This is a genomic window from uncultured Methanospirillum sp. (assembly GCF_963668415.2).
Lineage (GTDB): Archaea > Halobacteriota > Methanomicrobia > Methanomicrobiales > Methanospirillaceae > Methanospirillum.
Genome location: NZ_CAXXDL010000001.1, coordinates 2,772,194 through 2,793,384, shown reverse-complemented (window position 1 = coordinate 2,793,384; position 21,191 = coordinate 2,772,194). Strand labels below are relative to the sequence as shown.

General features: G+C 52.8%; 27 protein-coding genes. 5 read left to right on the top strand and 22 right to left on the bottom strand.

The genetic code is table 11. From position 1 onward, the window contains the following. Nucleotides 1-27 precede the first annotated feature (27 nt). Nucleotides 28-444: a DUF86 domain-containing protein gene (locus tag ACHZA2_RS13310; protein WP_319580099.1), complete on the top strand. Its 417-nt coding sequence runs from the start codon at nucleotides 28-30 to the stop codon at nucleotides 442-444. After that, nucleotides 426-803 carry a nucleotidyltransferase domain-containing protein gene (locus tag ACHZA2_RS13305; RefSeq protein ID WP_319580098.1) on the top strand — a complete coding sequence of 126 codons (378 nt, stop codon included), beginning with the start codon at nucleotides 426-428 and terminating at the stop codon, nucleotides 801-803. Before ACHZA2_RS13310 ends, ACHZA2_RS13305 begins: the two co-directional genes overlap by 19 nt. A 38-nt stretch (nucleotides 804-841) precedes the next feature. Here ACHZA2_RS13305 and ACHZA2_RS13300 read toward each other — a convergent pair whose 3' ends face one another. Genes ACHZA2_RS13300 through ACHZA2_RS13275 form a run of 6 tightly spaced genes read right to left on the bottom strand, consistent with a single transcriptional unit; the run spans nucleotide 842 to nucleotide 4,628 of the window. Next, nucleotides 842-1,312, bottom strand: coding sequence for a GNAT family N-acetyltransferase (locus ACHZA2_RS13300; protein ID WP_319538362.1), 471 nt, complete (start codon nucleotides 1,310-1,312; stop codon nucleotides 842-844). Between the two features lie 50 nt (nucleotides 1,313-1,362). After that, nucleotides 1,363-1,779, bottom strand: a complete 417-nt coding sequence (locus ACHZA2_RS13295; protein ID WP_319580097.1) for a molybdenum cofactor biosynthesis protein MoaE — start codon at nucleotides 1,777-1,779, stop codon at nucleotides 1,363-1,365. Continuing rightward, a complete protein-coding gene (locus tag ACHZA2_RS13290) occupies nucleotides 1,780-2,058 on the bottom strand; it encodes a MoaD/ThiS family protein (RefSeq protein WP_319580096.1) in 279 nt (92 codons plus the stop codon). It abuts the gene before it with no gap. Next, entirely contained in the window at nucleotides 2,055-2,786 is a 732-nt protein-coding gene (locus tag ACHZA2_RS13285) for a HesA/MoeB/ThiF family protein (protein WP_319580095.1), read from the bottom strand. Before ACHZA2_RS13285 ends, ACHZA2_RS13290 begins: the two co-directional genes overlap by 4 nt. Beyond that, on the bottom strand, nucleotides 2,783-3,454 hold the full coding sequence (locus ACHZA2_RS13280) for a TfuA-related McrA-glycine thioamidation protein (RefSeq protein ID WP_319580094.1): 672 nt from the start codon (nucleotides 3,452-3,454) through the stop codon (nucleotides 2,783-2,785). Before ACHZA2_RS13280 ends, ACHZA2_RS13285 begins: the two co-directional genes overlap by 4 nt. Then, nucleotides 3,408-4,628 (bottom strand): YcaO-related McrA-glycine thioamidation protein, encoded by a 1,221-nt coding sequence (locus ACHZA2_RS13275; RefSeq protein WP_319580093.1) that lies wholly within the window; start codon nucleotides 4,626-4,628, stop codon nucleotides 3,408-3,410. The genes ACHZA2_RS13280 and ACHZA2_RS13275 overlap by 47 nt, the downstream gene beginning before the upstream one ends. A gap of 163 nt (nucleotides 4,629-4,791) precedes the next feature. On the opposite strand from ACHZA2_RS13275, the gene ACHZA2_RS13270 reads away from it, so the two are divergent. Further along, nucleotides 4,792-5,112 carry a DUF2769 domain-containing protein gene (locus ACHZA2_RS13270; RefSeq protein ID WP_319538368.1) on the top strand — a complete coding sequence of 107 codons (321 nt, stop codon included), beginning with the start codon at nucleotides 4,792-4,794 and terminating at the stop codon, nucleotides 5,110-5,112. Nucleotides 5,113-5,160: 48 nt separating this feature from the next. Further along, nucleotides 5,161-5,370, top strand: coding sequence for a hypothetical protein (locus tag ACHZA2_RS13265; protein WP_319580092.1), 210 nt, complete (start codon nucleotides 5,161-5,163; stop codon nucleotides 5,368-5,370). Nucleotides 5,371-5,396: 26 nt separating this feature from the next. On the opposite strand, the gene ACHZA2_RS13260 is transcribed toward ACHZA2_RS13265, so the two are convergent. The 4 genes from ACHZA2_RS13260 to rnhB all read right to left on the bottom strand — a co-directional run bounded on the left by ACHZA2_RS13260 (nucleotide 5,397) and on the right by rnhB (nucleotide 9,214). Then, nucleotides 5,397-6,653 (bottom strand): TIGR02710 family CRISPR-associated CARF protein, encoded by a 1,257-nt coding sequence (locus tag ACHZA2_RS13260; protein ID WP_394698590.1) that lies wholly within the window; start codon nucleotides 6,651-6,653, stop codon nucleotides 5,397-5,399. Between the two features lie 95 nt (nucleotides 6,654-6,748). Next, a complete protein-coding gene (locus ACHZA2_RS13255; protein WP_319580090.1) occupies nucleotides 6,749-7,039 on the bottom strand; it encodes a hypothetical protein in 291 nt (96 codons plus the stop codon). A gap of 82 nt (nucleotides 7,040-7,121) precedes the next feature. Beyond that, complete coding sequence (locus ACHZA2_RS13250) at nucleotides 7,122-8,477, bottom strand: site-2 protease family protein (protein ID WP_319580089.1); 1,356 nt, start codon at nucleotides 8,475-8,477, stop codon at nucleotides 7,122-7,124. A 47-nt stretch (nucleotides 8,478-8,524) separates the two neighbouring features. After that, a complete protein-coding gene (gene rnhB / locus ACHZA2_RS13245) occupies nucleotides 8,525-9,214 on the bottom strand; it encodes a ribonuclease HII (protein ID WP_319580088.1) in 690 nt (229 codons plus the stop codon). Between the two features lie 127 nt (nucleotides 9,215-9,341). Here rnhB and ACHZA2_RS13240 point away from each other — a divergent pair, with 127 nt between their 5' ends. Further along, complete coding sequence (locus ACHZA2_RS13240; protein ID WP_319580087.1) at nucleotides 9,342-12,353, top strand: NosD domain-containing protein; 3,012 nt, start codon at nucleotides 9,342-9,344, stop codon at nucleotides 12,351-12,353. A gap of 33 nt (nucleotides 12,354-12,386) precedes the next feature. Here the strand turns inward: ACHZA2_RS13240 and ACHZA2_RS13235 are convergent, their stop codons facing one another. From ACHZA2_RS13235 to ACHZA2_RS13180, 12 genes are all read right to left on the bottom strand, one after another. Further along, nucleotides 12,387-13,598, bottom strand: a complete 1,212-nt coding sequence (locus ACHZA2_RS13235) for an NAD(P)/FAD-dependent oxidoreductase (protein ID WP_319580086.1) — start codon at nucleotides 13,596-13,598, stop codon at nucleotides 12,387-12,389. After that, nucleotides 13,595-13,768 carry a 4Fe-4S binding protein gene (locus ACHZA2_RS13230; protein ID WP_109969209.1) on the bottom strand — a complete coding sequence of 58 codons (174 nt, stop codon included), beginning with the start codon at nucleotides 13,766-13,768 and terminating at the stop codon, nucleotides 13,595-13,597. The genes ACHZA2_RS13235 and ACHZA2_RS13230 overlap by 4 nt, the downstream gene beginning before the upstream one ends. A gap of 121 nt (nucleotides 13,769-13,889) precedes the next feature. Then, on the bottom strand, nucleotides 13,890-15,011 hold the full coding sequence (locus tag ACHZA2_RS13225) for a TIGR00375 family protein (RefSeq protein WP_319580085.1): 1,122 nt from the start codon (nucleotides 15,009-15,011) through the stop codon (nucleotides 13,890-13,892). Between the two features lie 2 nt (nucleotides 15,012-15,013). Then, nucleotides 15,014-15,766 carry a proteasome assembly chaperone family protein gene (locus tag ACHZA2_RS13220; RefSeq protein WP_319580966.1) on the bottom strand — a complete coding sequence of 251 codons (753 nt, stop codon included), beginning with the start codon at nucleotides 15,764-15,766 and terminating at the stop codon, nucleotides 15,014-15,016. Beyond that, complete coding sequence (locus ACHZA2_RS13215; RefSeq protein WP_319538377.1) at nucleotides 15,766-15,915, bottom strand: RNA-protein complex protein Nop10; 150 nt, start codon at nucleotides 15,913-15,915, stop codon at nucleotides 15,766-15,768. The genes ACHZA2_RS13220 and ACHZA2_RS13215 overlap by 1 nt, the downstream gene beginning before the upstream one ends. Further along, nucleotides 15,912-16,706, bottom strand: a complete 795-nt coding sequence (locus ACHZA2_RS13210; protein ID WP_319580965.1) for a translation initiation factor IF-2 subunit alpha — start codon at nucleotides 16,704-16,706, stop codon at nucleotides 15,912-15,914. Before ACHZA2_RS13210 ends, ACHZA2_RS13215 begins: the two co-directional genes overlap by 4 nt. Before the next feature lie 7 nt (nucleotides 16,707-16,713). Continuing rightward, nucleotides 16,714-16,902 carry a 30S ribosomal protein S27e gene (locus tag ACHZA2_RS13205; RefSeq protein WP_319538378.1) on the bottom strand — a complete coding sequence of 63 codons (189 nt, stop codon included), beginning with the start codon at nucleotides 16,900-16,902 and terminating at the stop codon, nucleotides 16,714-16,716. A gap of 5 nt (nucleotides 16,903-16,907) precedes the next feature. Beyond that, nucleotides 16,908-17,186, bottom strand: a complete 279-nt coding sequence (locus ACHZA2_RS13200; protein WP_109969203.1) for a 50S ribosomal protein L44e — start codon at nucleotides 17,184-17,186, stop codon at nucleotides 16,908-16,910. A gap of 39 nt (nucleotides 17,187-17,225) precedes the next feature. Beyond that, nucleotides 17,226-18,011 carry a hypothetical protein gene (locus ACHZA2_RS13195; RefSeq protein WP_319538379.1) on the bottom strand — a complete coding sequence of 262 codons (786 nt, stop codon included), beginning with the start codon at nucleotides 18,009-18,011 and terminating at the stop codon, nucleotides 17,226-17,228. After that, nucleotides 17,992-19,158 carry a DNA primase small subunit PriS gene (locus tag ACHZA2_RS13190; RefSeq protein WP_319580084.1) on the bottom strand — a complete coding sequence of 389 codons (1,167 nt, stop codon included), beginning with the start codon at nucleotides 19,156-19,158 and terminating at the stop codon, nucleotides 17,992-17,994. The genes ACHZA2_RS13195 and ACHZA2_RS13190 overlap by 20 nt, the downstream gene beginning before the upstream one ends. Beyond that, a complete protein-coding gene (locus ACHZA2_RS13185) occupies nucleotides 19,155-20,801 on the bottom strand; it encodes a tRNA uridine(34) 5-carboxymethylaminomethyl modification radical SAM/GNAT enzyme Elp3 (RefSeq protein ID WP_319580083.1) in 1,647 nt (548 codons plus the stop codon). Before ACHZA2_RS13185 ends, ACHZA2_RS13190 begins: the two co-directional genes overlap by 4 nt. 4 nt (nucleotides 20,802-20,805) lie before the next feature. Beyond that, nucleotides 20,806-21,093 (bottom strand): UPF0058 family protein, encoded by a 288-nt coding sequence (locus tag ACHZA2_RS13180; RefSeq protein WP_319538382.1) that lies wholly within the window; start codon nucleotides 21,091-21,093, stop codon nucleotides 20,806-20,808. Nucleotides 21,094-21,191 lie beyond the last annotated feature (98 nt).

Here is a 21,191-nt window from a genome sequence, read left to right as displayed (position 1 = left end):
TTTACGATGAAGAGCGGATCACTATGTATGGATGAGGATCGCCGCCTTCGTTACCGGGATAAAATTCTCTGGATTCACGGGCGTGCAGACCTCATTGAGACATGGATTACAGAATCAGGCAATGATCTGAAGACAGATACGAAGACCACGCTGGCAATATTCAAAGCATTTCAGGAGATCACCGAGGCGACTATGGACTGTATCTCCATGTTTCTGCGTGACAACCAGCAACCTGCACGGGATGACTACTCCAACATCGATAGGATCGATCTCTTCTCACCTGATCAGAAGCAACTGCTCCGTGAGATGAACGGGCTGCGGAATAGGATCATTCACCGGTACAACGGAACCGATGAATCCCTTGCATTGGCAGGGATAGAGCAGTCACTTCCAGAGATCCGCTCACTTGTACTGGTGATCGAGGAATGGATCAACAGAGCCTGATAGCGCAGATACTGAAGGATCTTGCGACTCTTCCGGTGACACCATTCGGGGTTTTCCTGTATGGCTCACAGGCTGTAGGAAAGGCTGATGAGCGTAGTGACATCGATCTCTGCCTGGTTGCAGGAAGTGACATAAACCCTGTTCATCTACAGCGGCAGGCATGGCGTCATATCAGGGCAGATCTCTACGATATCAGGATATTCGAACTGCTCCCGTTGTACATGCAGATCCGGATTCTCTCTCAGGGAATCCGGATCGCATCCCCGGATCAATACGCACTCACCGAGTACCTGTATCCCTGGTGGAAGAGATGGGATGATCAGCGGTGGTACCAGACACCGATTCCGGGAGCACCATAGCGGGTGCAGTGCCGTCCTGTGTCCGCGACACTCGCCCTTTACTTCATCGGGTCTTTCGTAAAGTCCCTCTCCAGCATCGCGTAATGGGCATGATCCATCCCGAGGCTGAGATAGGTCTGCTGTGCAATAGTGTTCTGTTTCTCCACGTACAGTCTGATGCCTGCAACCAGATCGGCTGATGCTGCACGCTCCAGGATATTGCAATACATGGCAGAGAAAATTCCGTTTCTTCTAAACTCCGGAAGGACGTACACCGACTGGATCCACCAGAAGTCCCCACATCGCCAGTCACTCCACTCATATGTGACCATGCACTGACCAGCAGGAACTCCGGATGATTCTGCAATCAGGTAAAAGCCCTTCTCCGGACTTGAGAGAAGCATGGAGACACCCTTTTCAACAGTTGCAGGGTGAAGGAACCTCTTCTCGGTCTCCATCGCCATACGCTGATTGTACTGGGCAATGGTGGCAGCATCAGCGGGTGTTGCCTCCCGGATCGTGATATCCATCTGCTCAGATCATTGGATACTCACAAAGAAAAGGAAGAGCAAGGGACGCCTTACAATCCTGGCTGCTGATCACCGAAAGACTGGAAATGCCAGGTCCCTGCCTCACCGATATCCTTCTTCCATATCGGCACATAGGCCTTGATCTCTTCAAGGATCCATGAGCAGCCTGCAAACGCCTCCTGACGGTGACCAGCACCGCAGACGATAGCCACGATAGTCTCGGTGAGAGCGAGTCTTCCACACCGGTGGATGATCTCTACCGAAGTTAGAGAGAACCGTTCGGTGGCCTCTGTAGCGATCCGGTTCAGATCTCTGACTGCAACCTCTTCACATACCTCAAGATCCAGAGCTTCAAATCCGTCGTCGCGTACCGTACCGATGAAGGTCACGATCCCACCGGTCTCCGGTCTTCTCGCATTCTCGATCAGAGCAGGTATGTCAATATCATCGCGTGTTATGCCGATCATCTATCCTCCAGATACCGGTGGAAACAGCGTGAGGGTTTCACCTTCGGCGAGCGTGACGGTTCCGGCATCTGTCGGACGAACCCGGCTGCCCTGATGGACGATCATCACGTACTCCCTGATCGTTCCATCGGAGCTCAGCAGCAGCTCGGCATCCGGACCGGCACGGCCTGCAAGAACCCTGACTGCATCCAGGATCGTCGCGGAATTGGGAACCTCGACGGTTGATTCTTCTCCAAATACATCCCTGAACCGGGCATAGCAGATTATTGTAACTCTCATGATGTACTCGCGGTATGCTTCTGGCAGACATTGCAGTCCTGTCTGGGTGACAGTGAAAGATACTCGGTTCTTCCACTCAAACCGTCCCAGATGAGGAGGCGTCCTGCAAGGAGGCGTCCTGAACCGGTGATGTACTTGATGACCTCCATCGCCTGAAGAGATCCAATCACTCCTGCTGTGGCACCGATAACCGGAGTCTCCCGTTCTGGTGGAGAGTGAGGAAAGAGACACGCAAGACATGGCGTCTCACCGGGGATGACTGTTGTCATCTGGCCTGAGAACCCCTCCACCGCCCCATGAACAAGGGGAATTTCTGAATCAAGGGCAGCCTCATTCAGCAGGTACCTGGTCGCAAAGTTATCGGTTGCATCGACCAGAATATCTGCATCCTTTGTCATGCCTCTGATAGTTTCGGGGGTGATGCGTTCAGGAATGGCTGTGAGTGTTATATCGGGATTGAGAGCCGAGAGAGTTTCTGCTGCCGAGTAGACCTTTTTCATTCCGATGTTCCGGTTCGCATGAAGAAACTGTCTGTTCAGGTTTGACTCCTGCACCAGGTCGTCATCGGCAATAATCAGTTCACCAACGCCGGCAACTGTCAGGTATGTGGCAACCGGGGAGCCGAGACCTCCGGCTCCCGCGATAAAGACCGTTGCATCAGCCAGTTTTATCTGACCTTCCCTCCCGAAGAGCGGGAGTTGTCTTGTGTAGCGGGTAGTATTAGTCATGGGTGTACACCGGAATTGTGAGCGATGAGTGAGGCGATGTACTTCAGGGCTGCCCTGGCATCATCCTGCTTCTGATCAACCCGGGATGTCCGGACCCAGGAAAGGATCGCCTCAATCCGGTCAGAAGGAAGACCTGCCCCCCTGATAACCTCTGTCCAGATCCGGTCAGGATAATACCGCCTCTGTGCCTCTGCAAACAGGGCAGAACCCTCATCAGGAGATATGATACCTGTCAACTCCGCTCTCTCAAGCGTGATCCTGATGTTCACCAGCGCCTCGGACAGGGCAGTGTTTGAGACGGGATTGCAGATCAGGGCAACCTCGTCATCAGACTCGATCTCACCGGCCTGGTAGCGCCGGTAAACCTCTCCGACCCCTGCCATCCCGAACGATGACAACTCAGCAGCACGAAGGGCGCCCATGCTCGAGGCCCCGATCACTCTGATACCGGCACGGAGAGCGCCCAGGATCTCACGGTGTCCGACAGAGGCATTCTCGAAGAAGAGCCCGTCGATGATACCAATGATATGAGGCTTTGCTGCAATAGCACAGGCGAGATCTCCCCGTTTGACCGGTGGACAGTATTTCACTGCCGACCCGGAAGGGAGGATCAGTTCTGCCTCATGCAGCGGCAGGCTTGGACCCAGGTAGATAATTACGTCTGGCACTTCTGCACCGCTCTCCAATCCGTTCAGGATCCATCGCGTAGTGTTCAAGCCCGGGCACTATGACCCTGACGACGGGAATCCCGATCTCAGGCCGTGTCAGATCAGTGACCAGGACATGGCTGATCCCTGCCCTCTTCAGCTGCCCGAGGGTGTAGGTGATGTCATCGAGGAAGTCTTCTGAACAGAACGCGTACATATCTGAAAACGCGATAGACTCCCCGTTCTCAAACCATTTCCTGTTCAGCCTCTTTGTCCGGTCATACCCGATCTGCCGCTTCATATGGCTATCCTGGGTATCCTCGCGAGCCCCGTGGATCTGCGTTGCCCTGCTCTGTGCAGCCTCGGTGAGGGCCCGGAGAATCGCAATCTCGGGGACTGCATGCGTTCCCATCCCGATACAAAGCAGGGTAGGGTCCCTGAGGGTCACATCGTCGGCGACTGCGGCCACGGATGGAAGACCGATATCGCTTGAGATGTCTCGGAGTGTGACCTCAACCCCGGCCTCTTTGAACCGGTTCAGAAGTGATAGGATCGTCTGGTTCTCAATACCGGTGATGACAGGGCCGCCCTTGTTCACTGCCTCGACAAGTGACCAGGCATCCCGTTCTATGATCTCGCAGAGACCGTGAAACACAGCCTCTTCCAGGGTATTGCCAGAGGCGATCCCGTTGGTGCTGGTTCTGAAGAGCTGGCCCATGTTTCGCTGAACCGGATGAAAGATCGCATGGGCGGGAACGATGACCTCCCTTTCCTGCATGATATCATACGCAGGAAACCAGGGGATCGGGAATGTGAGATCCACACCCCGTGGAAGAATCAGGTCAACAGGATCGATCAGATCATCCCGGGCCGACATCTGATCAAGGCCTGCAATCACCGGCTGTCGGTCATGCATCTCGGCAGAATACCGCTCAAGCCCTTCCATGATGGCAGAGACCCGTGCTGCCATCTCGGTCGCTCCTTTTCCGTTATAAACTGATATTGAACCTTCTGCAGCGTCCGGCCTGATACAGGAGAATACCGGGATTCCAAGCCGGTCAAGCCCGGTGATGTCAGCAACCCGGGTGATACCGGCAGGGACTACCAGATCCCTGATGATCGCGTAGGTCTCTTCAGGTGACTTTGTCCGGTGTGTCTCCTGCTGGTACCGTTTCCTGCACGAGGCGAGCTTCATTGATACCTAAGTGTTGGCTCTGAACCCTGAAAAGAGATCTGATCCTGACAAAATCAGAAGATTACGTCGTTTCTGCAGGAGAAATGAAGCAGAACAGGTAAAACAGAACTAACAGACAGGTTTATTATCGTGAAAACGCAAGTTCTCAAGTGAGGGATCGAAAATGGACAAATTTGTATCGCTGGTAAAGGAGATGAAAAGTCTCCCCCTGGCAGAACAGGAGAAACTTATTGAGGAGAAGAAGAAGGTATGTATCTGCCCGACATGCCCGAGTTTCAACAAATGTGCCATTGTTGAACGGGAAAAACTCTTCTGTCTTCTTGGGAAAAGTTTCCTGTGTATCTCGTTTGAAGAAGGGTGCAACTGCCCGACATGTCCGATTGCAAAAGAGGCCGGACTTGAATATAAGTACTTCTGCACCCGTGGGGATGAGAAAGGCCAGCGATACGAGCAGTCTGTCTGGGGATCTACACTCTCCGAGTAAGACAGACACCGCCTTATAGGAAATACGATGTTTGACTTAGGTGGTAATATGGCGAAGAAATTCCTTTCTTCGCCCGAAGGACAGCAGATGATCAAGGACTATATCTCGTCCCCTGAAGGAATGAACACGATCAAGGAGATGCTGGGAAGTGCAGAAGGGAAGAAGATGGGCGCTACCATCCTCCTCTCCATGCTTGATCAGTTCCCAATCCCTGACGAAGCCAAAGGGATGGTCAGGCAGGCATTAGAAGGACTCTGACCGATCTTTTTTCTTTTTACCCTGGTTTACCTCATCGGGGTCTCAAGATGCGGATATGCAGACTGCACCAGGAGACGTTCGAGATCAAATGGCATACCAGTGCAGGCCTTCCTCGTTATCGTGAACACCTCACGCCACATCTCACGTGCCTCATCGCCATGAACAGGCGAGAGCCCGTGGGCGAGAATGGAGTCATTCCGGACCCGAAGGAAGGGTTCAAGATGCATATAGTACTCACCGGCCCCCTGCATCCCGAGATCTTCAAGCAGCATGAACTTTGACCGCAGGCCGATCCTGATAACTCCCTTCCGGTCTGCTCTGCGTGCATACAGTGAGACATCCCTTTTATCGTGAAGAATCTTGCGTAGTTCGGTGAAATGGATCTTCCCTTCAATATCATCGATGTTCCAGCTGAGCAGCAGGACCTGAGAGAGGAGTTCAACCACCCGGTACAGCCTTGCAAAGGCATCGTCATACCGCTCTCCTTCGATCCGGCGCCTGGCGTTATTGAGAAGATCCACAAGGATGTACAGGTACTTCTCCTGTCTGAATCTGCACTGCTCCTTTCTGGAAAAGCCATTCTCTCCTTTAGCCTCCAGTTCAAGCAGGTTCTGAAGAAAATCCCTGTTCCGTGACACACCTTCGGTCAGGTCATCAGCATGCTGAAGATACCTGAATGCCTCGGCATAGTTCAGTTTGTCCCAGGAGTAATACCCATGAAAGAGGGCATAGTAGATGTCACGTTCAGGAATGGTTGAGATGCCGGATAGCAGTTCGAGAGAACTGCCGAAGTGGTTGTTGTTGAACTGGTCAATGGCCTGGTGGAATCTGAGACGATCATAGGCAGCAAAAAGGGTCATCTCCTTCATCCGCTCGGTTCCCGGGATCACCAGTCCTCCCTTTTTCTCGCCTGTGACATGTGTCACCTGGCTGCGAGTCAGAAATGAGGCAATGGATGCTGCCATGGTCATCGATCGGGTTCCAGAACTTGCATCGATGACGATCTCAAACTCCTGAAAGAGCACGCACACCCCGTAAATGACCTCAAAGCACCGGGCAAAGTCATTCGGATCCTCTATGATGCAGGTCTCTGACTGGGGAGGTGTCAGGCCCCATAACTCCCTACAACCCTCCTCGATATGGCTGACCAGATCTTTGCTTTCAGGTGAACAGAAGTAGATGATATGATCCGGTTTGTAGGACTGGATCACAAAACTACATGAACGGACGAGACGGTCGATGGCATCAGCGGGATCAGACCCGATACCTGTCCCGACCGTCATGAGGAGGTACATCGGGAGAAGATGGGTCAGGATGGATAATCTGTCTTCCGATACCCGGTCGTGATCAGGTATTTCCTGACCATGTCTTCACCAGTTCACATCCCGGGACTAGCCAGGATCTCGTATATTCCGATGAACAACATAAAAAGGGTCGAAGACATTCCAAGGAGGCTGAGTATCTCCCAGAGCATACTCATACTATGTCCGTCTCCCAAAAGGGTCATGAGAAAACTACAGAACCATAAGAGATAGCAGATCAGCGAGAGGAGGATCACCCGCAGCCGGGGTATCCCGGAGACAAAACACTTGAGAGATATCTGGACCAGAATGATAAAACTGACAACGAGAAGTGCCCCCTGAACATCAGTTCCAATATCCAACATCATCCGGGTCTCTCCAGGTATATGATACCCATGCAGGGGGATAAAACATTCTCAATACCTGGTGATCCGTCAGGGATCACCTGTATCACATGTGGAAGAGGTATGGGAGCGAGAGGAGAGCTACCATCAGGATAAGGATCAGGCTGCTCATCGCCCCTACAATATGGGCTCCATACCCGGAGAGGCCCCGGCGTGCAAGCAGACGTTCAGTTCCTTCCTTGAAAATCAGCCCACCATCGAGTGGGATCATCGGAAGGGCGTTGAAGAGGCCTGCTGCAAGGTTGATGAAACCTGACCAGAAGAGCAGGTGAATCACCTGCCAGTAGAGAGGGAACGGTTCGGTGTAGTACTTCGTGTCTTCAACATCAAATCCCAGTATCCGGAGCTGCTGGCCCTCGTACCCTGGGATGAAAGGCAAGGAGAGGAGCAGCAGGAATCCTGCCGGTGAGAGAAACCGTTTCGTTGTATCTATGACTCCCTGGCCATTATAGTAGAAGACTCCCATGAACCCGGATTCATGAGGGCCAAGATCGTCAGGCCAGGTCGAGAGATTCAGTTCACGTTCAGAGGTAGTACCGTTCTTCTCAAACCCGACCACGATATGATCACCTGGCTGTGTCAGGTTGAGAACAGAAGCCACCTCTGCTGTACTGTTCACCGGAGATCCGTTGACTGTCCTGATGATGGAGGGAACAGGGATATCGGCTGAGGCCGCAGGATAATCCTTGTAAAACCCGACCACGATCGGTTCGGCGCTGGGTACTGCCCATCCGATCATGCCGATCATCAGAATAAAACAGAGGACTCCGACAACGAGGTTGTTCATGATCCCGGCACCGTACATCCTCATCTTCGGCCAGGAGGCTGCCTTGTTCACCTCCTCCTCGTCAGGTTCCACGAACGCCCCGATGGGGATCACGAAGAAGAGAACTCCCATGGCCTTCACCCTGATCTGCTCAACACGGCAGAGGATAGCATGACCAAACTCGTGGATCATAAGGGTGAGGATAAAAGCAAACCAGACTGCAAATGTAGACGGAACAAACTCATTCAGGCCTGGTATGAGGAAGAGGTTCTGGGGTTTATTGATTGCAGTCGGTTCGGGTTTCAGGGCGACGGTGAGGTTGACCGAGAGCAGGATCATGAGAACCATCAGCACCGAGACGATGATAACCATGAAGACCCCGATGGTCCCGTAAATGCGCAGACCGCGGCTGTACTTCCTGAACCAGTCAAAGAAAGCGACACTTTCTGTCTTCAGGGCAAGTATCGGCCCGTAGAACATGATATGGGAGGCAAGGATGGATCGCTGACCGGGAATAGGCTCAGGCTCCTCGCCGATGGTGGTATCTTTGCGGGGCGTTGGGAGATAGGTTTTGATGATCGCAACCAGTGCCAGGTAGATGACAATGACCGCGAGGGCGACAAGATACCAGTCCATAGATGTATACCTGTTGAACGTTTGCAGTAAAAGAACACCCGGAAGTTTCAGAAGAGTCGCTTCTGTCCGGCATTATTCATCAGGTTCTTCACCGTGGCCCAGCTCCTTCGTGCAATCGGCGGGGGTGAGCCATGTGATCTGATGTACCTGGTGAGAAACCCGATCGTCACAGGGTCTGCCGGGTATCCGCTCCCTATCTCACCGTACTCTTCTTCGTAGGATCTGACCAGCCCGTCCCTGATCACCTTTGCAACAATGGATGCAGCAGAGACTGCAGGACAGGTACGATCAGCCTTGTGTTTTGCGATCACCTGGCATGGCTTTCCGATATAACCGGCAACAGTCCTGCCATACCGCTCCTCGTTCACGTCACAGGCATCAAGCCAGGCAACTGGGCATCCAAGGGTTGCAACAACCTCGGCATGGGCCCGTGCAGTGATCACATTCATGGTCATCTCTTCCCTGAGCCGGTCAATGTCAGCCGCTGTCCTGATGACCACCGCGTAGGGGAACTGTGTTTTGATCTTCTCAAACAAGGCTTCACGACGCTTCGCTGTCAGTACCTTTGAGTCCATTACTCCGAGTGCGGCAAGTTCATCAAGGTCGGAACAGGCAACCCCGGCCACCACCATAGGGCCCAACACCGGTCCTTTTCCCGCCTCATCTACCCCGCATATCTTCCTGGCTGGTGTTGATGCCCCTTCAGAACTATTGTTCGCTGCCATACTCAGGTGCATGCATGGGAGCACCGGGGATTTATAGCGGTGGTTCGATAGTGCCGCAGAGATGATCAAAGAGATGATTAAATAAGACGTTTTATTATTACTATCATCGAATATTTCCCACAGCAGACAAAATAATCAGATGAGAGAGAAATTAATGGATTCCGGAGTACAGAAATGCGATATCCCATCATGGAATCCGGATTTTGTTCCACGTATCCGTACTTGTGGATCTGTTACGCAGATCCTGCTAATCCTGTTTATATTCACTCTTCTAACAGGATATACCGGAGCTGAAGCATCCACAGGAGGACCTGCATCATGTATGGTACTGGTGACAAGCACAGAGGGGGGAACTGTAAGCCCCTTTGGTGCAAACACCGTCCCGTCAGGATCTCCCATAACTTTTAGCATCACCCCCATGCCCGGATATGAGATCGACCACGTTATGGTGGATATGGTTGACAAAGGACCGGTCCCAATACTCACCATCTCCCCGGTGACCCATGACCTGACCGTGCATGTAATTTTTGGTCCGAAAGGAGAGACAGGGCCAACACCACTTCAACCTGAACAGACAGGGACACCATGTCCTGTTCAGCCGGCCCAGCAGCCTGCACCATATCGCGGGACAGAACGACCGGTGACGGCAGCACCAACTCAGGTCCAGGAGTTGGACCATAGTCCATCGGTTATTACAGTTGGAAAATCCGGTGCTGATTTTACCAGGATTCAGGATGCCATCACCAGTGCGTCACCAGGAAAGACCATCCAGATTGAACCAGGCAGGTACGATGAGCAACTTATCATCACCAGACCGCTCGCCATCACCGGGAAACAAGGGGCAGATAAACCGCTCATCTCTGCAGGATGGAATGGATCTACAGTTCTGATAGCAGCAAACCAGGTGAGTTTATCCAGGCTGAATATAACAGGCGCCGGGATGGATGGAAACGACCAGATAGCAGCGGTTTCAGGAGCAGGAATAAAGGATCTCTCCCTGGAAGACTGTGAGATTTCAGATTCGCAGAACGGCCTGATGGGTACCGGAAGTGAAAATCTTACCATCACCGGATGCAACATCTCAAACATCAACAGGAACGGGATCACACTCAAAGCCGACACCGGGATGGTAATCAGACAGACCACGATATCGGGATGCCGTACCGATCTGTGGGGAGAGAACCTGACAGATTTCTTCATGAACAAAACTCAGATCAACGACGCTGCAGAGAATGGAGTGTTCATCAGTGGGATTGTTGATTCTGAAATATCAGGAGATATCATATCAGGAAACTCAAAGAACCTGACTGGTGACGCTGCAAGCCCGGGTTACGGGATCCGCATCGACAATGCCAGGAACGTAACCATCACTGATAACCAGATCGTAAGCAACCAAGGTGTTGCTTTCAGGCTTGATGCCCCCTCTAATATCACAGTAGCCCATAACACCCTCCGTAACAATGCTGCCGGGTTTTCCTGTACCGGAGATGTCAGGGAGACGAACAGGATTGATCAGTCAAACACCATTGACAGTCTCCCCATCCTCTACTACGAAGGGGTAACAGGAAAAACAATCGAGGGCATCTCTCCAGGAGTCCTGTACCTTGTGAACTGTTCGGATATGACGGTCAGAAATATTGTAATGAAATCACAAAATGAATATGGAATAGTTGCAAAAGGGGGCAGAAACCTTACCATTCAGAACACATCGGTCAGCGAAAACCTGAACCAGAACATCCTCCTTTCAGGAGTGGCCGGAGGAACAGTCACCGGAACTACAGTCCATAACTCAAGCAGGTATGGGCTCGGGATATCTGACTCGAAAGACTTCAGGATTGCTGGTAATAAGATCAGGGACAACGGGATCGGGGTTGCAGTTCGGGGATTCTCTTCAGGGGTGAACCTAACAGGCAACACATTTTCAGGAGATCTGGTAGGATTTCAGATCCAAGATGGGTGCAACAGACCAGGGTTCGGAGAACTGACAGGAAACCAGATCAACAGATGTAAGACGGGGATAGATTCTGAAGGTGGAGGAGGAGGTATGATCAGGCAGAACCGGATTTGGGAGGCTATCGAAGGGATGAACCTTTCAGGGTCGCAAGGGCTGCAGATCGAGGAGAACATGATAGAGGCAGGAGATACAGGAGTCTCTCTCTCACAAGGCAACCCAAGGCCTGACAATACGATCTCATCGAGCAGGGCGACCTTCGGGAACCGGATACTGCGCAACAGTATTACAGCAGCAAAACCTCTGCTGATCAGGGACTCTTCAGAATGGATATATGGCAATACATTTGTCCTGAATGACTTCAACACAAGAGCAGCGCCATACGAGGTGACCCCGGATGGACTGCCTGGGGATTCTGAAGACTCCTGGGGAGGATTTACTCAGGTTATTCCCGATCTGACCGAACCAGGAAAGAGTCAGCAGACAGAGCAGGTGGAGACATCAAACACCTGGGATACCGGTGAGCGGGTCAGGTACACCTATGGGAACGCCACATTTTCGGGGTACCTCGGCAACCACTGGAGCAAATACACAGGAAAAGAGATCGGTGCCAGTGGCGTGGGTGATACACCATACACGATCAGCGGTGACAATATCGACCGCTATCCCTTAACCGGACTGCAGAACCAGTACGAGACGGGAGGAGGCGGGTACCTCCTTGAACTTGAGGCTGGATGGAACACTATATCCACCCCTTCAGTCCTTACATCAGGACACAATACAGCAGAGATATTCAGAGATATCGACTCATCAGGACACAGCCTCTATTCGTTCACCAATGGGTCTTGGATCCCGATGAAGGCCGGTGACCCTGTCCAGCCCCTGCACGGATACTGGCTCTATGCCACAAGTAAAGCAACAGTCCCCCTGATCTTTGATCCAGGCACAGTGCCGGAACCGGTTCACCTGGTAAAGGGCTGGAATGTGATCGGGTTTCCAGGAATACAGGCTGCAGAGGCTGGTGATGCGTTGAGCTCACTGGATGAATCCTGGTCGTACGTAATGGGGTATAATGCAACAACCCAGAGGTATGATTCCCCGATATTCAGGGACGGAGGCAACAGTGCGATGATGTACCCGTCCCGAGGATACTGGATTCATCTCGACAAAGAGTGGAGCCTTCAGCCGATAACCGGGTAACATACCCGCGTATCTAGATCTGCAGAAAAAAGATCAGAATGAGTCTATCAGACTCTTGAGTCCTGCTTTCCCGAGTTTCAGGGCAACCTTCGGGTTGGCAGTGATGATGTTCTTGACAAGGTTGAGCGTGTTAAACTCTGACATGTTCATCTTTGCAACCGAATGGATGATCGCATTCAGGTCATCATCATTCAGCTTTACAAAGACCTCCTTGATCTGATAGTTTCTATCAAGGGCCTTACCGAGGTAGGATGCCCGCCAGGTCTCATCATACTTCATGAGATTCTTCTTACTGACATCGCCTTTTGCAACTGCATCGGCACCGACATCTGCTGCGGTCTTGCCGGTATACAGGGCTGCATAGATACCTCCGCCGGTTATCGGGTCAGATACACGGGCTGCGTCACCGACGATCATCAGACCATCTGCAACAGTGGACTCAAGAGGCCGGCAGATAGAGACACCACCTGCGATCAGTTCTATCGTCTTCCCATTCGGGAAATGTTTCCTCACAAACCGGTCAAGATAGTCTTTCGGCCTGATTCCCGGCTTTCCTCCCCGGTCTCCGCCTATGCCTATCCCTACGTTTGCAGTCTTCTCACCCTTCGGGAAGATCCAGACATAGCCGCCCGGAGCAACATCGTTGCCGGTGAAGAACTCGGTTGCATGGGGATCGATGTCAATGCTGGTCATCAGGTACTGGGCACAGGTCTCCATCTCCCTGAGCGGGACTGTGGTGTTGACTCCGCACCAGCGGGAGAACTTTGATTCTACACCGTCTGCTGCTATTGTGAGGTCAGCCTTCACCTCGGTAACGGTGCCGTTGTATTCGAGAAGGGCGCCTTTAACGACCCCGTTCTCCATAACCGGGGAACATGCACGGGTCTTGACCATGATGTCTGCACCTGCGGCAGCAGCCTGCCAGACAAGCTCCCGGTCAAACACCTTGCGGTGAAGCACGTACCCGACTTCAGCACCAGCCTTCTCAGGGTTCAGTTCCATCCTGAACCCATCCGGGGCGATGAGATGAGCACGCTCGATCTCTGCTGCCACCCAGCGTTCATCAGGTTTCATGAACTCGCGGAGCAGTTCCTTCCCGACACCTTCTGCGCACCTGACCGGGACACCCGGGGCCGGTCGTTTCTCGACCATCAGGACAGACAGACCCTTTTCCGCCGCAGTCTTTGCTGCATATGCACCGCCAGGTCCGCCTCCAATCACGAGCATATCGTAGGTGCTCTTCATTTCTTAACCTCCAGTGCCCCGAGCGGGCATGCACGGACACAGATGCCACAGGTGATGCAGGTATTTGCATCAACGTCCAGATAGGCATCTATCAGCTCAAGTGCACCTTCAGGGCAGACTGAAATGCAGCAGCCACAATAGGCACAAATGTCCCGACGAACGATGATCATTCCTTATGAGGTGGGCGGGGGAGTCCTTTAACTATTCTGTGTGTTATGCGGTAGTCCTTAGGAAAAACAGATGTACCAGGGCCGCAGTCTGATAAGCAAGGAAGCAGCGCATCTTCGGTATTTACCCGAGATCGAAGGTTCCATACTGTCCACCCCCACCCGGATGTAGGGTAACCCTTCCCTCGCGGAATGCAGCAACCGCATCCCCAAGATCCTGGTGGAACTCACGAAGGTCATCAACAGGTGTTTCGGTAAGGACCGAGATCTCATCACCAAACGCAACCAGACATCTCTGATAGAGATCAGAGCACTTTTTCGTCGTTGGAGAGCACGTTTTGAGAGTACGCTGAATGATCTCTGCAAGCGGAATAATATGCAGGTAGGCAGGCCTCCGGGTCTCAGGACCTGAGGAGAGTTCTTCTGCCCTGTCACGCACACCTTTCTTGATCCTCCCTTTATCAAGTGGACATTTCCACCCGTGCTCTTCAGCCTCTGAGAGAGAATATGGGGTGAAACATCGGGTGCACGCAGTCCTGTTGTACTTGCCTTCTTCAGGGAAGAATCCGGCATTCATGACGATTGTTCCAGCTTTGATCGCATCAAGCACATCTGCGGTATCAGGGCGAACAGAGTTTATTTCTATCCTGGTGAACTCACGCCCGAGTTTCGCAGGCTCAGCACTATGGGCGTCTGAGTTGGTTAGAAACGGAACACCCGCAAGATCAGCGATCCTGCTGCCATACCCACTGTCAGCAGAGAGGCCGAGCTCAAGGAGATCGATCGGTTCGTCACCGTAACAGGAGGCAACCGAGTTGTGCGAGGCATACAGGGAGGTCCAAGGGGTGAAGGCATGTGCCGGCCCGATCATCCCGTCAAGATCATGAACCCGGGATGCAATATCCTCGCCGGAAAGTTTCACCTGTGGTCTCCCGTTCTTCCCGATATTCTTACTGAACGGTGAAAGGGCATCTGCAAGATCGCGGCCAGTCTCATAATCAGGGAGCAGGATCAGGTGATGAACCCGGTCATTACCCTCAACCTCGGTTGTTGGGACAACAATCAAGTCATCAGGAACTGTGGTCTTCTCCCACATCTCACGCCAGACCGGATGCAGAATGTCTCCGGTTCCGATACCGGTGATTCCTTTCAGCCGGCATCCGGTAAGAATAGGTTCAGGCAGCATCCGTGGAGATGATGCCATTGAAAAACAGGAATGGATATGGAGATCGATATTGAGGAGCATGCCTAGCCGATATAGGAGAGTTCTTCCTCTGACTTCTTCTCCTGCTCAAGAAGACGCTGCACAGCAACTTCCATCTCACCGGCACGCTCCTTCAGGTTGGCAGGATCGATGTTGATACCGATCAGTTTTGTCAGCACGTCCAGGACCAGGGCAGCACTCTTCGGATCAACCAGGTAACCTGACGTCTCTCCCATCAGGCATATTCCTTCGATACCAAGCGGCGCCGAGAGGCCGAGCATCAGTCCCGCAGCACCGATGATACCGCCACCCGGTTCTCCGTCACCGAATACGCCTCCTGCATCGGTTACGAGCTGGGAGAGCTCGTCTTTATTCACCGCTGCAATGACCCGGGGCGTATCGATGAAGTGGCCGACCCCGTATCCCCCTATCGTGTAAATCCGCTCTACACCGAGGTCACGGGCTATGTCCACGTATACCTGGGAGAGAAGGTAATGCCCTTCGTTTGAAGTACTCTGGAAATCCCCGATCAGGAAGAGAAATGTACCTTTCTCACCCGAGTACCGGTACAGTTCATTATTACAGAGCCTGACGACTCCGTTCTCACCGAGGATAACCTGAGGCGGGAAGTAGATCGAGTGTATTTCAGCGATCTTGACTGCTCCGAGTTCGCTGATCATATGCTCGGTCACGAGTTTGCCGACATGACCGATACCAGGCAGCCCTTCGATCAGTACTGGTGCCGGACGGTCTTCAAGCGCTACCGCTTCGTCAAAGACAACCGTAATATCTTCCATCACCGGGCCATCCTCCGGTATGAACCAAGATGATCCTGCGGAGAGTAACGGGCAGGATGCGGAGTAACCGTGGGATGCCCACACTGGGGACAGGTTTCAGAAAGAGTATAGAGGTGGTCAACAGGACATTGCCTGATTCGACCTTTCATACGTGTTTCCCAGCTTTTGCCTTCCGGGTGAACCGGCCATCTCCGCCGGCACGTTTCATGACCCCGATTGCGGCACTGGAGGCCTTCTCAAGAGCTTTCTCAGCTTCCTTATAGTTAGGGGCAGAGACCTTGATCCGGTAGTTCGGAGCACCAAGATATATAATCTCGACATGCTCATCGTCAGATTTTGGCTCTGCACTCCTGAGAGCACGTCTGATGATATTGACACCGTCCGACTTGGTTGATTGCAGGAAGAGATCTCCTGCTATCGTCACTGTCGGCAGTTTGACATTCTCTGTTGCTATCTTGTACAGGGCATCAGCGATGGGTGCATCAAGACCGAGTTTGTCAAGGACTTCGCGCCCTTCAACAACAAATTCCTCAAAGGCAGGGTGAAGATCGGGGTATTCACGATATAGTACATCGGTTATGGCAGGAACTAAATCCTCCCGGCCTGCTTCCGCAGCTGCAAAACCGATCCACTTACGTGCCTTCGATTCGTTCTTCCAGATCCTGATCTTCTCACGACGCTGATGCTCGTTGACATCTTTGAGGGAGAGATCGATATGGCCTTTCTGCGAATCGACGTTCAGTACCTTGCAGACGACCTTCTGTCCTTCCCTGATATGGTCTCTGATGTACTTAATCCAGCCGCGGGCGATCTCAGAGATCGGGATCAGCCCTTCTTGATCGTTGTACTCGTCAAGGGTGACAAAGGCTACAAAATCCTTTACATTCTTGACCGAGCAGACGACAAGTTCGCCTGTATCTGGCCACACTCTCTCCTGCATTACCTGCTCACTCAAATGCAGATATGATTTCTGCCTTGATATCTGCTTTTCCACCGGTTGGGGTGGCAAGGACGTGACTGCAGACAACACAGGCAACAGTACTGCTGGCCTTCTCAAAGACGAGCTGCTCGTTCTCACAGTCCGGACACTTTACTTTGACAAACCTGCTCCGGGTTTCACGTTTTGCTTCTACCATTTGTCTCACTCCGTAAGTTCAAACTTGCCCAGCCGGTATCCTGCTCTCAGGTGTGCCTTGTGGCATGAAGTGCAGCGGTACCGGACGTTGATCTTCTTGGTCGGTTTGTCTCCTCCAGGAACCTTGGAGAATTTACCCATGTTACCGACACGGCCACGGCGGGCTTTCTGGCGGTCGATCCAGTGAAGACCGGTGGTCTTGCCCTTCTTAACCTTCTCAATCTCGTGCTGCTGATGACTGCGACAAAACGGGCAGTATGTCCTGAATTTTGATGGCATCTTCATAAAATGAGCCTCATCTGGGTATAGAGAATACCTACATTATTAGCCCGGATTTATATTTAAGACTATGTCGCGTTCTGCAAGCACCTGGGCATTTCTTCCGGGAAGAGTAAGGATATCACCGGTTGCAATTTCATAAGTCCGGCCGTCCACTCCCATAAACGGTTCCATATCTGCCAGAACACGGACAAGAGTATACGCGAACGGCTCATCATCCTCGTCATCAGAAGGCGTCCAGCCTTCCTCCGGCTCATGTGCGCGTTCAGGGAGATCAGGCCCTGAATTACTGGCCACAACAGAATCCGGATACCCATGGTCACTACCCTGAACACCGGACGAGATCCCGCCACCATCAGCAGAGGTGACATCGTACCCTGCAGGACGCTGAAGATCTGATATCCGCTCTGGGATCTCAACCCTGATCGGAGCCTGACTTCTTCCTCCTGCTTTCCATTCGATGAGAGCGATCCTGCATTCGCGAATACCATCCACGATCCTGTTGAACATCTCAAGCTCTGCAGGGATGAGCATGCGAAGTTCTTCGCGTTCGATGTAGGATCCATCAGCCTGGCTCTGGGCAAGGGAGACGATCTTCTCAGATCTGAGATGAAAGAGTTCCTCAGCAGTCACTCTGATGCTTGCAACCCTCTCGATAAGGATACGCGCTTCATCAGAGAAGGGATCATCCATGATGATCACCTCCTGTTGTAAGGTCTTCACCAGGATCGCGGTTGTCTGGTAGAGATCATGCGGAATCTGAACTATTGTGCCGCTGTCCCGTTCGGCGAGGAGAATGCCCCTGAGATCCTCAAGATGCAGGAGAGCCACCCCCTGCTATCTCTGCCATACCCCGGCAGCAGAGGAAGAGTGCCACCGCTTCAGGGACCTGCTGGACACCAGGACGTATCTCCCAGGAACTGCCCAGCAGGTCTACCGTGTAATCACGGGGAGAGTCGATTCCGACACCCCGGTCTCCAAATGGGACAGCATCAATGAGCGGATCAAACTCTTCGAGTTCTTTGACTGCCAGGGGAGTGACTTTGAAGCCTGATTTGGCATGGAGGGAACCGGGAAGCCTGATCAGCCTCCTGATATCGGTGGTCACCGGCTCATCAGCCTGAATACCGGCTTCGCGGACCTTGGCATACAGCGGACTCTCTTTCTCGGTTGTCAGGATGGAGAGGATCTCGATCGTTGTCGGATCCCTGACATTCACCTGCCTGGGATCAGCATTGAGCTGCTGCACCAGTAAGGGAGCATTCTGCAGAAATCTGGTCGCACGGGTATCGCCGACTCCTTTGAGTGAACAGAGTGAGGCCTTCGCTTCTGATGCAGGGAGGGAGAGAAGACCCTCCAGGTATGCAGTGAGACATGATCGGTACCGCTGGTGCCACCCGGAGTGCCCGGGCAGAAAGTCACTCATCATCCGGGCCGGGCTCACTCCGATACCACAGATATAGTCGATCAACTCACGCCGTTCCTGTGAATCAAAACTCCGGAGTGCTATCTCCTGCACATGAATATGGTATCCTCTCCCACCTGAGAAGACGAGCCGCACGGTGCGCATATCGATCCCGAGTTCCTCATCAAGGACGGTAACCAGTTTGACGGCCTCTTCTTTGATCCGCTCAAGCATCAGACTGTAAGAGCCCCGGAGAATGTGATCGGCATCCAGGTCAAAAATCAGGTCAGCCCCGAGCCAGTCTTTGTCGCCCATGGTGGCGGCCTGGGGTGTCCGGTAGTATGCAGTCGAGTAGTAGGCATGAGCAGGAACGAGGTTCTTAATGTACTCCTGCATCTCTTCAGGTGAGCCGAACCCGATATGCCTTCGCATCCTGATATCTTCGGGGTAGTTTCCGTCAAAGAATATGAACCCGAACTCACGCTGGCCTGAAGAAGACGGGGGAGTGATCTGCACCCTGCCGTAGTACTCAGTAAACCGTTGCCTGATGAACGTCAGGGTCGCTGCTCTCATGCCGAAAGATCCCTGATCATGTAGGGGCCGGAGCGTTCATAACCGAGTCGGCGATAGTAGGGCCTCACCCCGATACCGGCCATGATAGCCATCCTTGAAAAACCTGCATCAGCAGCCTGCCGCTCTGCCTCGGTAAGGAGTTCAGTCCCAAACCGGCGGTGCTGCCGGTCCTCACCTGAACCGGCCCTGCCGATCGGAACGACCTTTCCGTAGACATGCAGCTCGCGGGTGAACGCAGCATTCCCGGTCTCCGGTTGCCAGGAGTTGCCCGGGAGCCGCAACCTGGCAAACCCCACGAGTGAGTCTCCTGAAACAAAACTGATAAACCGTTCCTCTCCTCCACAGGAGTCATATTTCAAGGTCTGAAGAACGGCCTCATCATCAGATGAGCGACGACCTATCTCCCGGCACCTGATGCACCGGCAGATTCCCCCCTTTTCGGTGAGTCGCTGTTTGGCAAGCTCGCGGAAGTTGGAGTGTTTTGACCCGGCAAGGATCCGGTCTGCCGGGATATCTCGCTGGATACGCTGCAGCCGGCAGTATTCAGGAATTGCAGCCTTGGCATCAGCTACGATATCGATCAGTTCATCCTCGTCATACACATCATACTCACCCCTGTTGTGCATCTCTTCTATCCCGGTGCCGGGGGTGATGAGGGTTGGATATATTTTGAGAAAGTCGGGTCTGAACCGGGGATCGCTGAAGAGTTCCCTAAACATCCTGCGGTCCTGCTCGGCGTCGCTGCCCGGGAGGTTTGGCATCATGTGAAACCCAACCTTGATTCCGGCGTCCCGGAGCAGGGTGTTCGCTTCCACTGTATCAGCAACTGTGCAGCCCCGCTGGTTCAGCTCAAGGACCCGGTCGTCCAGGTGTTGAACTCCGATCTCTACCTTGGTCACACCAAGTTCAAGCATCCGGTCAATATGTTCACGGCGGCACCAGTCAGGCCTGGTCTCAAACGTGATCGCCACGCACCTTACCTTTGCTTCCTCATTTCGTTCATATATGGCATCACGCACACCGGGCACAAGGGGGACAACTTCACTCACCGGTCTCCCTTCGGCCTCTCCAGACGGAGGGGAGGCGGGAGAGTAGTCCGGAGTGAAGCCTGATTCATACTCGTTCATCGCCCTGATGCAACTCGCGGTGAACCACTCCTGGTACTCCTCATCCCTGGCAGTGATGGTTCCTCCCATAATGATCAGTTCAGCCTTGTCCACATGATGGCCGAGCTGCTCGAACTGGGCCAATCGTGCAGCAGTCTGATCATAGGGATCAAAACCGTGGTGGAAGGCCCGTCTGGCTGCAGGTTCACTACCGGTATAACTCTGGGGAGAATGGTACTCATGGTCCGGCCCTCCCGGACAGGGGAGGCACTTCCCATGAGGACAGGGAGCAGGTGAAGTCATCACGGCAACCGGGGCAACTCCGGAGAGAGTCCGCGATGGCTTGACCTGCAGAATGGGGCGGAGCAACTCACGCTCACCTTCGGTCGCACAGGCAAAGATATCAGAATTCCGAGGGACTCGGGGGAGACGATATTTCTTACAGACCGTTGCAACGATCCGTCGGAGATTGAGATCCTGAGGATCTGCTGCAAAAAGAAGGGAGACGATCTCCCGATATGCGATCTCGTCGTCCATTATGTCAGTTTTCAACTGCTATTTCAGGTGTGACCATATCGGTAAAGCCTATCAACTGGGGTTTATGCTGTTGTTTAATATGGTCAACGATCTCCTGTCCAAGAACGAGGATAGCTTCCTTATGTGACCTCTTGTTCTTGTGGATATGGACAGGAGAGATGTGCAGAGTATCATACTGATCAGTGGGGACTTCCTCACTGGTGGTAAGTTCATAATACTTCTTAACGTGGACAAAAAGCATGTGTAAATGTAGCAACTCTTCCTTCTGCACTCTATCACCTGGAACACTCATCTGCTATCTCCACCGGTGTCAGGATATAGATTATGCAAATGGTTTATTAAAGGGATAATCCTAAAGAGCGCATAACAAAAATGAACCCCAAAACAGGG

Excerpts from the sequence above, each read along its gene's own strand:
- ACHZA2_RS13285 (WP_319580095.1), bottom strand. The coding sequence starts at position 2,786 with ATGACTAATACTACCCGCTACACAAGACAACTCCCGCTCTTCGGGAGG.
- ACHZA2_RS13270 (WP_319538368.1), top strand. The coding sequence starts at position 4,792 with ATGGACAAATTTGTATCGCTGGTAAAGGAGATGAAAAGTCTCCCCCTG.
- ACHZA2_RS13200 (WP_109969203.1), bottom strand. The coding sequence starts at position 17,186 with ATGAAGATGCCATCAAAATTCAGGACATACTGCCCGTTTTGTCGCAGT.
- ACHZA2_RS13290 (WP_319580096.1), bottom strand. The coding sequence starts at position 2,058 with ATGAGAGTTACAATAATCTGCTATGCCCGGTTCAGGGATGTATTTGGA.
- ACHZA2_RS13215 (WP_319538377.1), bottom strand. The coding sequence starts at position 15,915 with ATGAAAGGTCGAATCAGGCAATGTCCTGTTGACCACCTCTATACTCTT.
- ACHZA2_RS13295 (WP_319580097.1), bottom strand. The coding sequence starts at position 1,779 with ATGATCGGCATAACACGCGATGATATTGACATACCTGCTCTGATCGAG.
- ACHZA2_RS13220 (WP_319580966.1), bottom strand. The coding sequence starts at position 15,766 with ATGGAAGATATTACGGTTGTCTTTGACGAAGCGGTAGCGCTTGAAGAC.
- ACHZA2_RS13305 (WP_319580098.1), top strand. The coding sequence starts at position 426 with ATGGATCAACAGAGCCTGATAGCGCAGATACTGAAGGATCTTGCGACT.
- ACHZA2_RS13185 (WP_319580083.1), bottom strand. The coding sequence starts at position 20,801 with ATGGACGACGAGATCGCATATCGGGAGATCGTCTCCCTTCTTTTTGCA.
- ACHZA2_RS13190 (WP_319580084.1), bottom strand. The coding sequence starts at position 19,158 with ATGAGAGCAGCGACCCTGACGTTCATCAGGCAACGGTTTACTGAGTAC.
- ACHZA2_RS13250 (WP_319580089.1), bottom strand. The coding sequence starts at position 8,477 with ATGGACTGGTATCTTGTCGCCCTCGCGGTCATTGTCATCTACCTGGCA.
- ACHZA2_RS13230 (WP_109969209.1), bottom strand. The coding sequence starts at position 13,768 with ATGATCATCGTTCGTCGGGACATTTGTGCCTATTGTGGCTGCTGCATT.
- ACHZA2_RS13225 (WP_319580085.1), bottom strand. The coding sequence starts at position 15,011 with ATGCTCCTCAATATCGATCTCCATATCCATTCCTGTTTTTCAATGGCA.
- ACHZA2_RS13275 (WP_319580093.1), bottom strand. The coding sequence starts at position 4,628 with ATGAAGCTCGCCTCGTGCAGGAAACGGTACCAGCAGGAGACACACCGG.
- ACHZA2_RS13260 (WP_394698590.1), bottom strand. The coding sequence starts at position 6,653 with ATGACGGTCGGGACAGGTATCGGGTCTGATCCCGCTGATGCCATCGAC.
- ACHZA2_RS13310 (WP_319580099.1), top strand. The coding sequence starts at position 28 with ATGGATGAGGATCGCCGCCTTCGTTACCGGGATAAAATTCTCTGGATT.
- ACHZA2_RS13240 (WP_319580087.1), top strand. The coding sequence starts at position 9,342 with ATGAGAGAGAAATTAATGGATTCCGGAGTACAGAAATGCGATATCCCA.
- ACHZA2_RS13205 (WP_319538378.1), bottom strand. The coding sequence starts at position 16,902 with ATGGTAGAAGCAAAACGTGAAACCCGGAGCAGGTTTGTCAAAGTAAAG.
- ACHZA2_RS13235 (WP_319580086.1), bottom strand. The coding sequence starts at position 13,598 with ATGAAGAGCACCTACGATATGCTCGTGATTGGAGGCGGACCTGGCGGT.
- rnhB (WP_319580088.1), bottom strand. The coding sequence starts at position 9,214 with ATGCACCTGAGTATGGCAGCGAACAATAGTTCTGAAGGGGCATCAACA.
- ACHZA2_RS13265 (WP_319580092.1), top strand. The coding sequence starts at position 5,161 with ATGGCGAAGAAATTCCTTTCTTCGCCCGAAGGACAGCAGATGATCAAG.
- ACHZA2_RS13180 (WP_319538382.1), bottom strand. The coding sequence starts at position 21,093 with ATGAGTGTTCCAGGTGATAGAGTGCAGAAGGAAGAGTTGCTACATTTA.
- ACHZA2_RS13255 (WP_319580090.1), bottom strand. The coding sequence starts at position 7,039 with ATGATGTTGGATATTGGAACTGATGTTCAGGGGGCACTTCTCGTTGTC.
- ACHZA2_RS13210 (WP_319580965.1), bottom strand. The coding sequence starts at position 16,706 with ATGCAGGAGAGAGTGTGGCCAGATACAGGCGAACTTGTCGTCTGCTCG.
- ACHZA2_RS13300 (WP_319538362.1), bottom strand. The coding sequence starts at position 1,312 with ATGGATATCACGATCCGGGAGGCAACACCCGCTGATGCTGCCACCATT.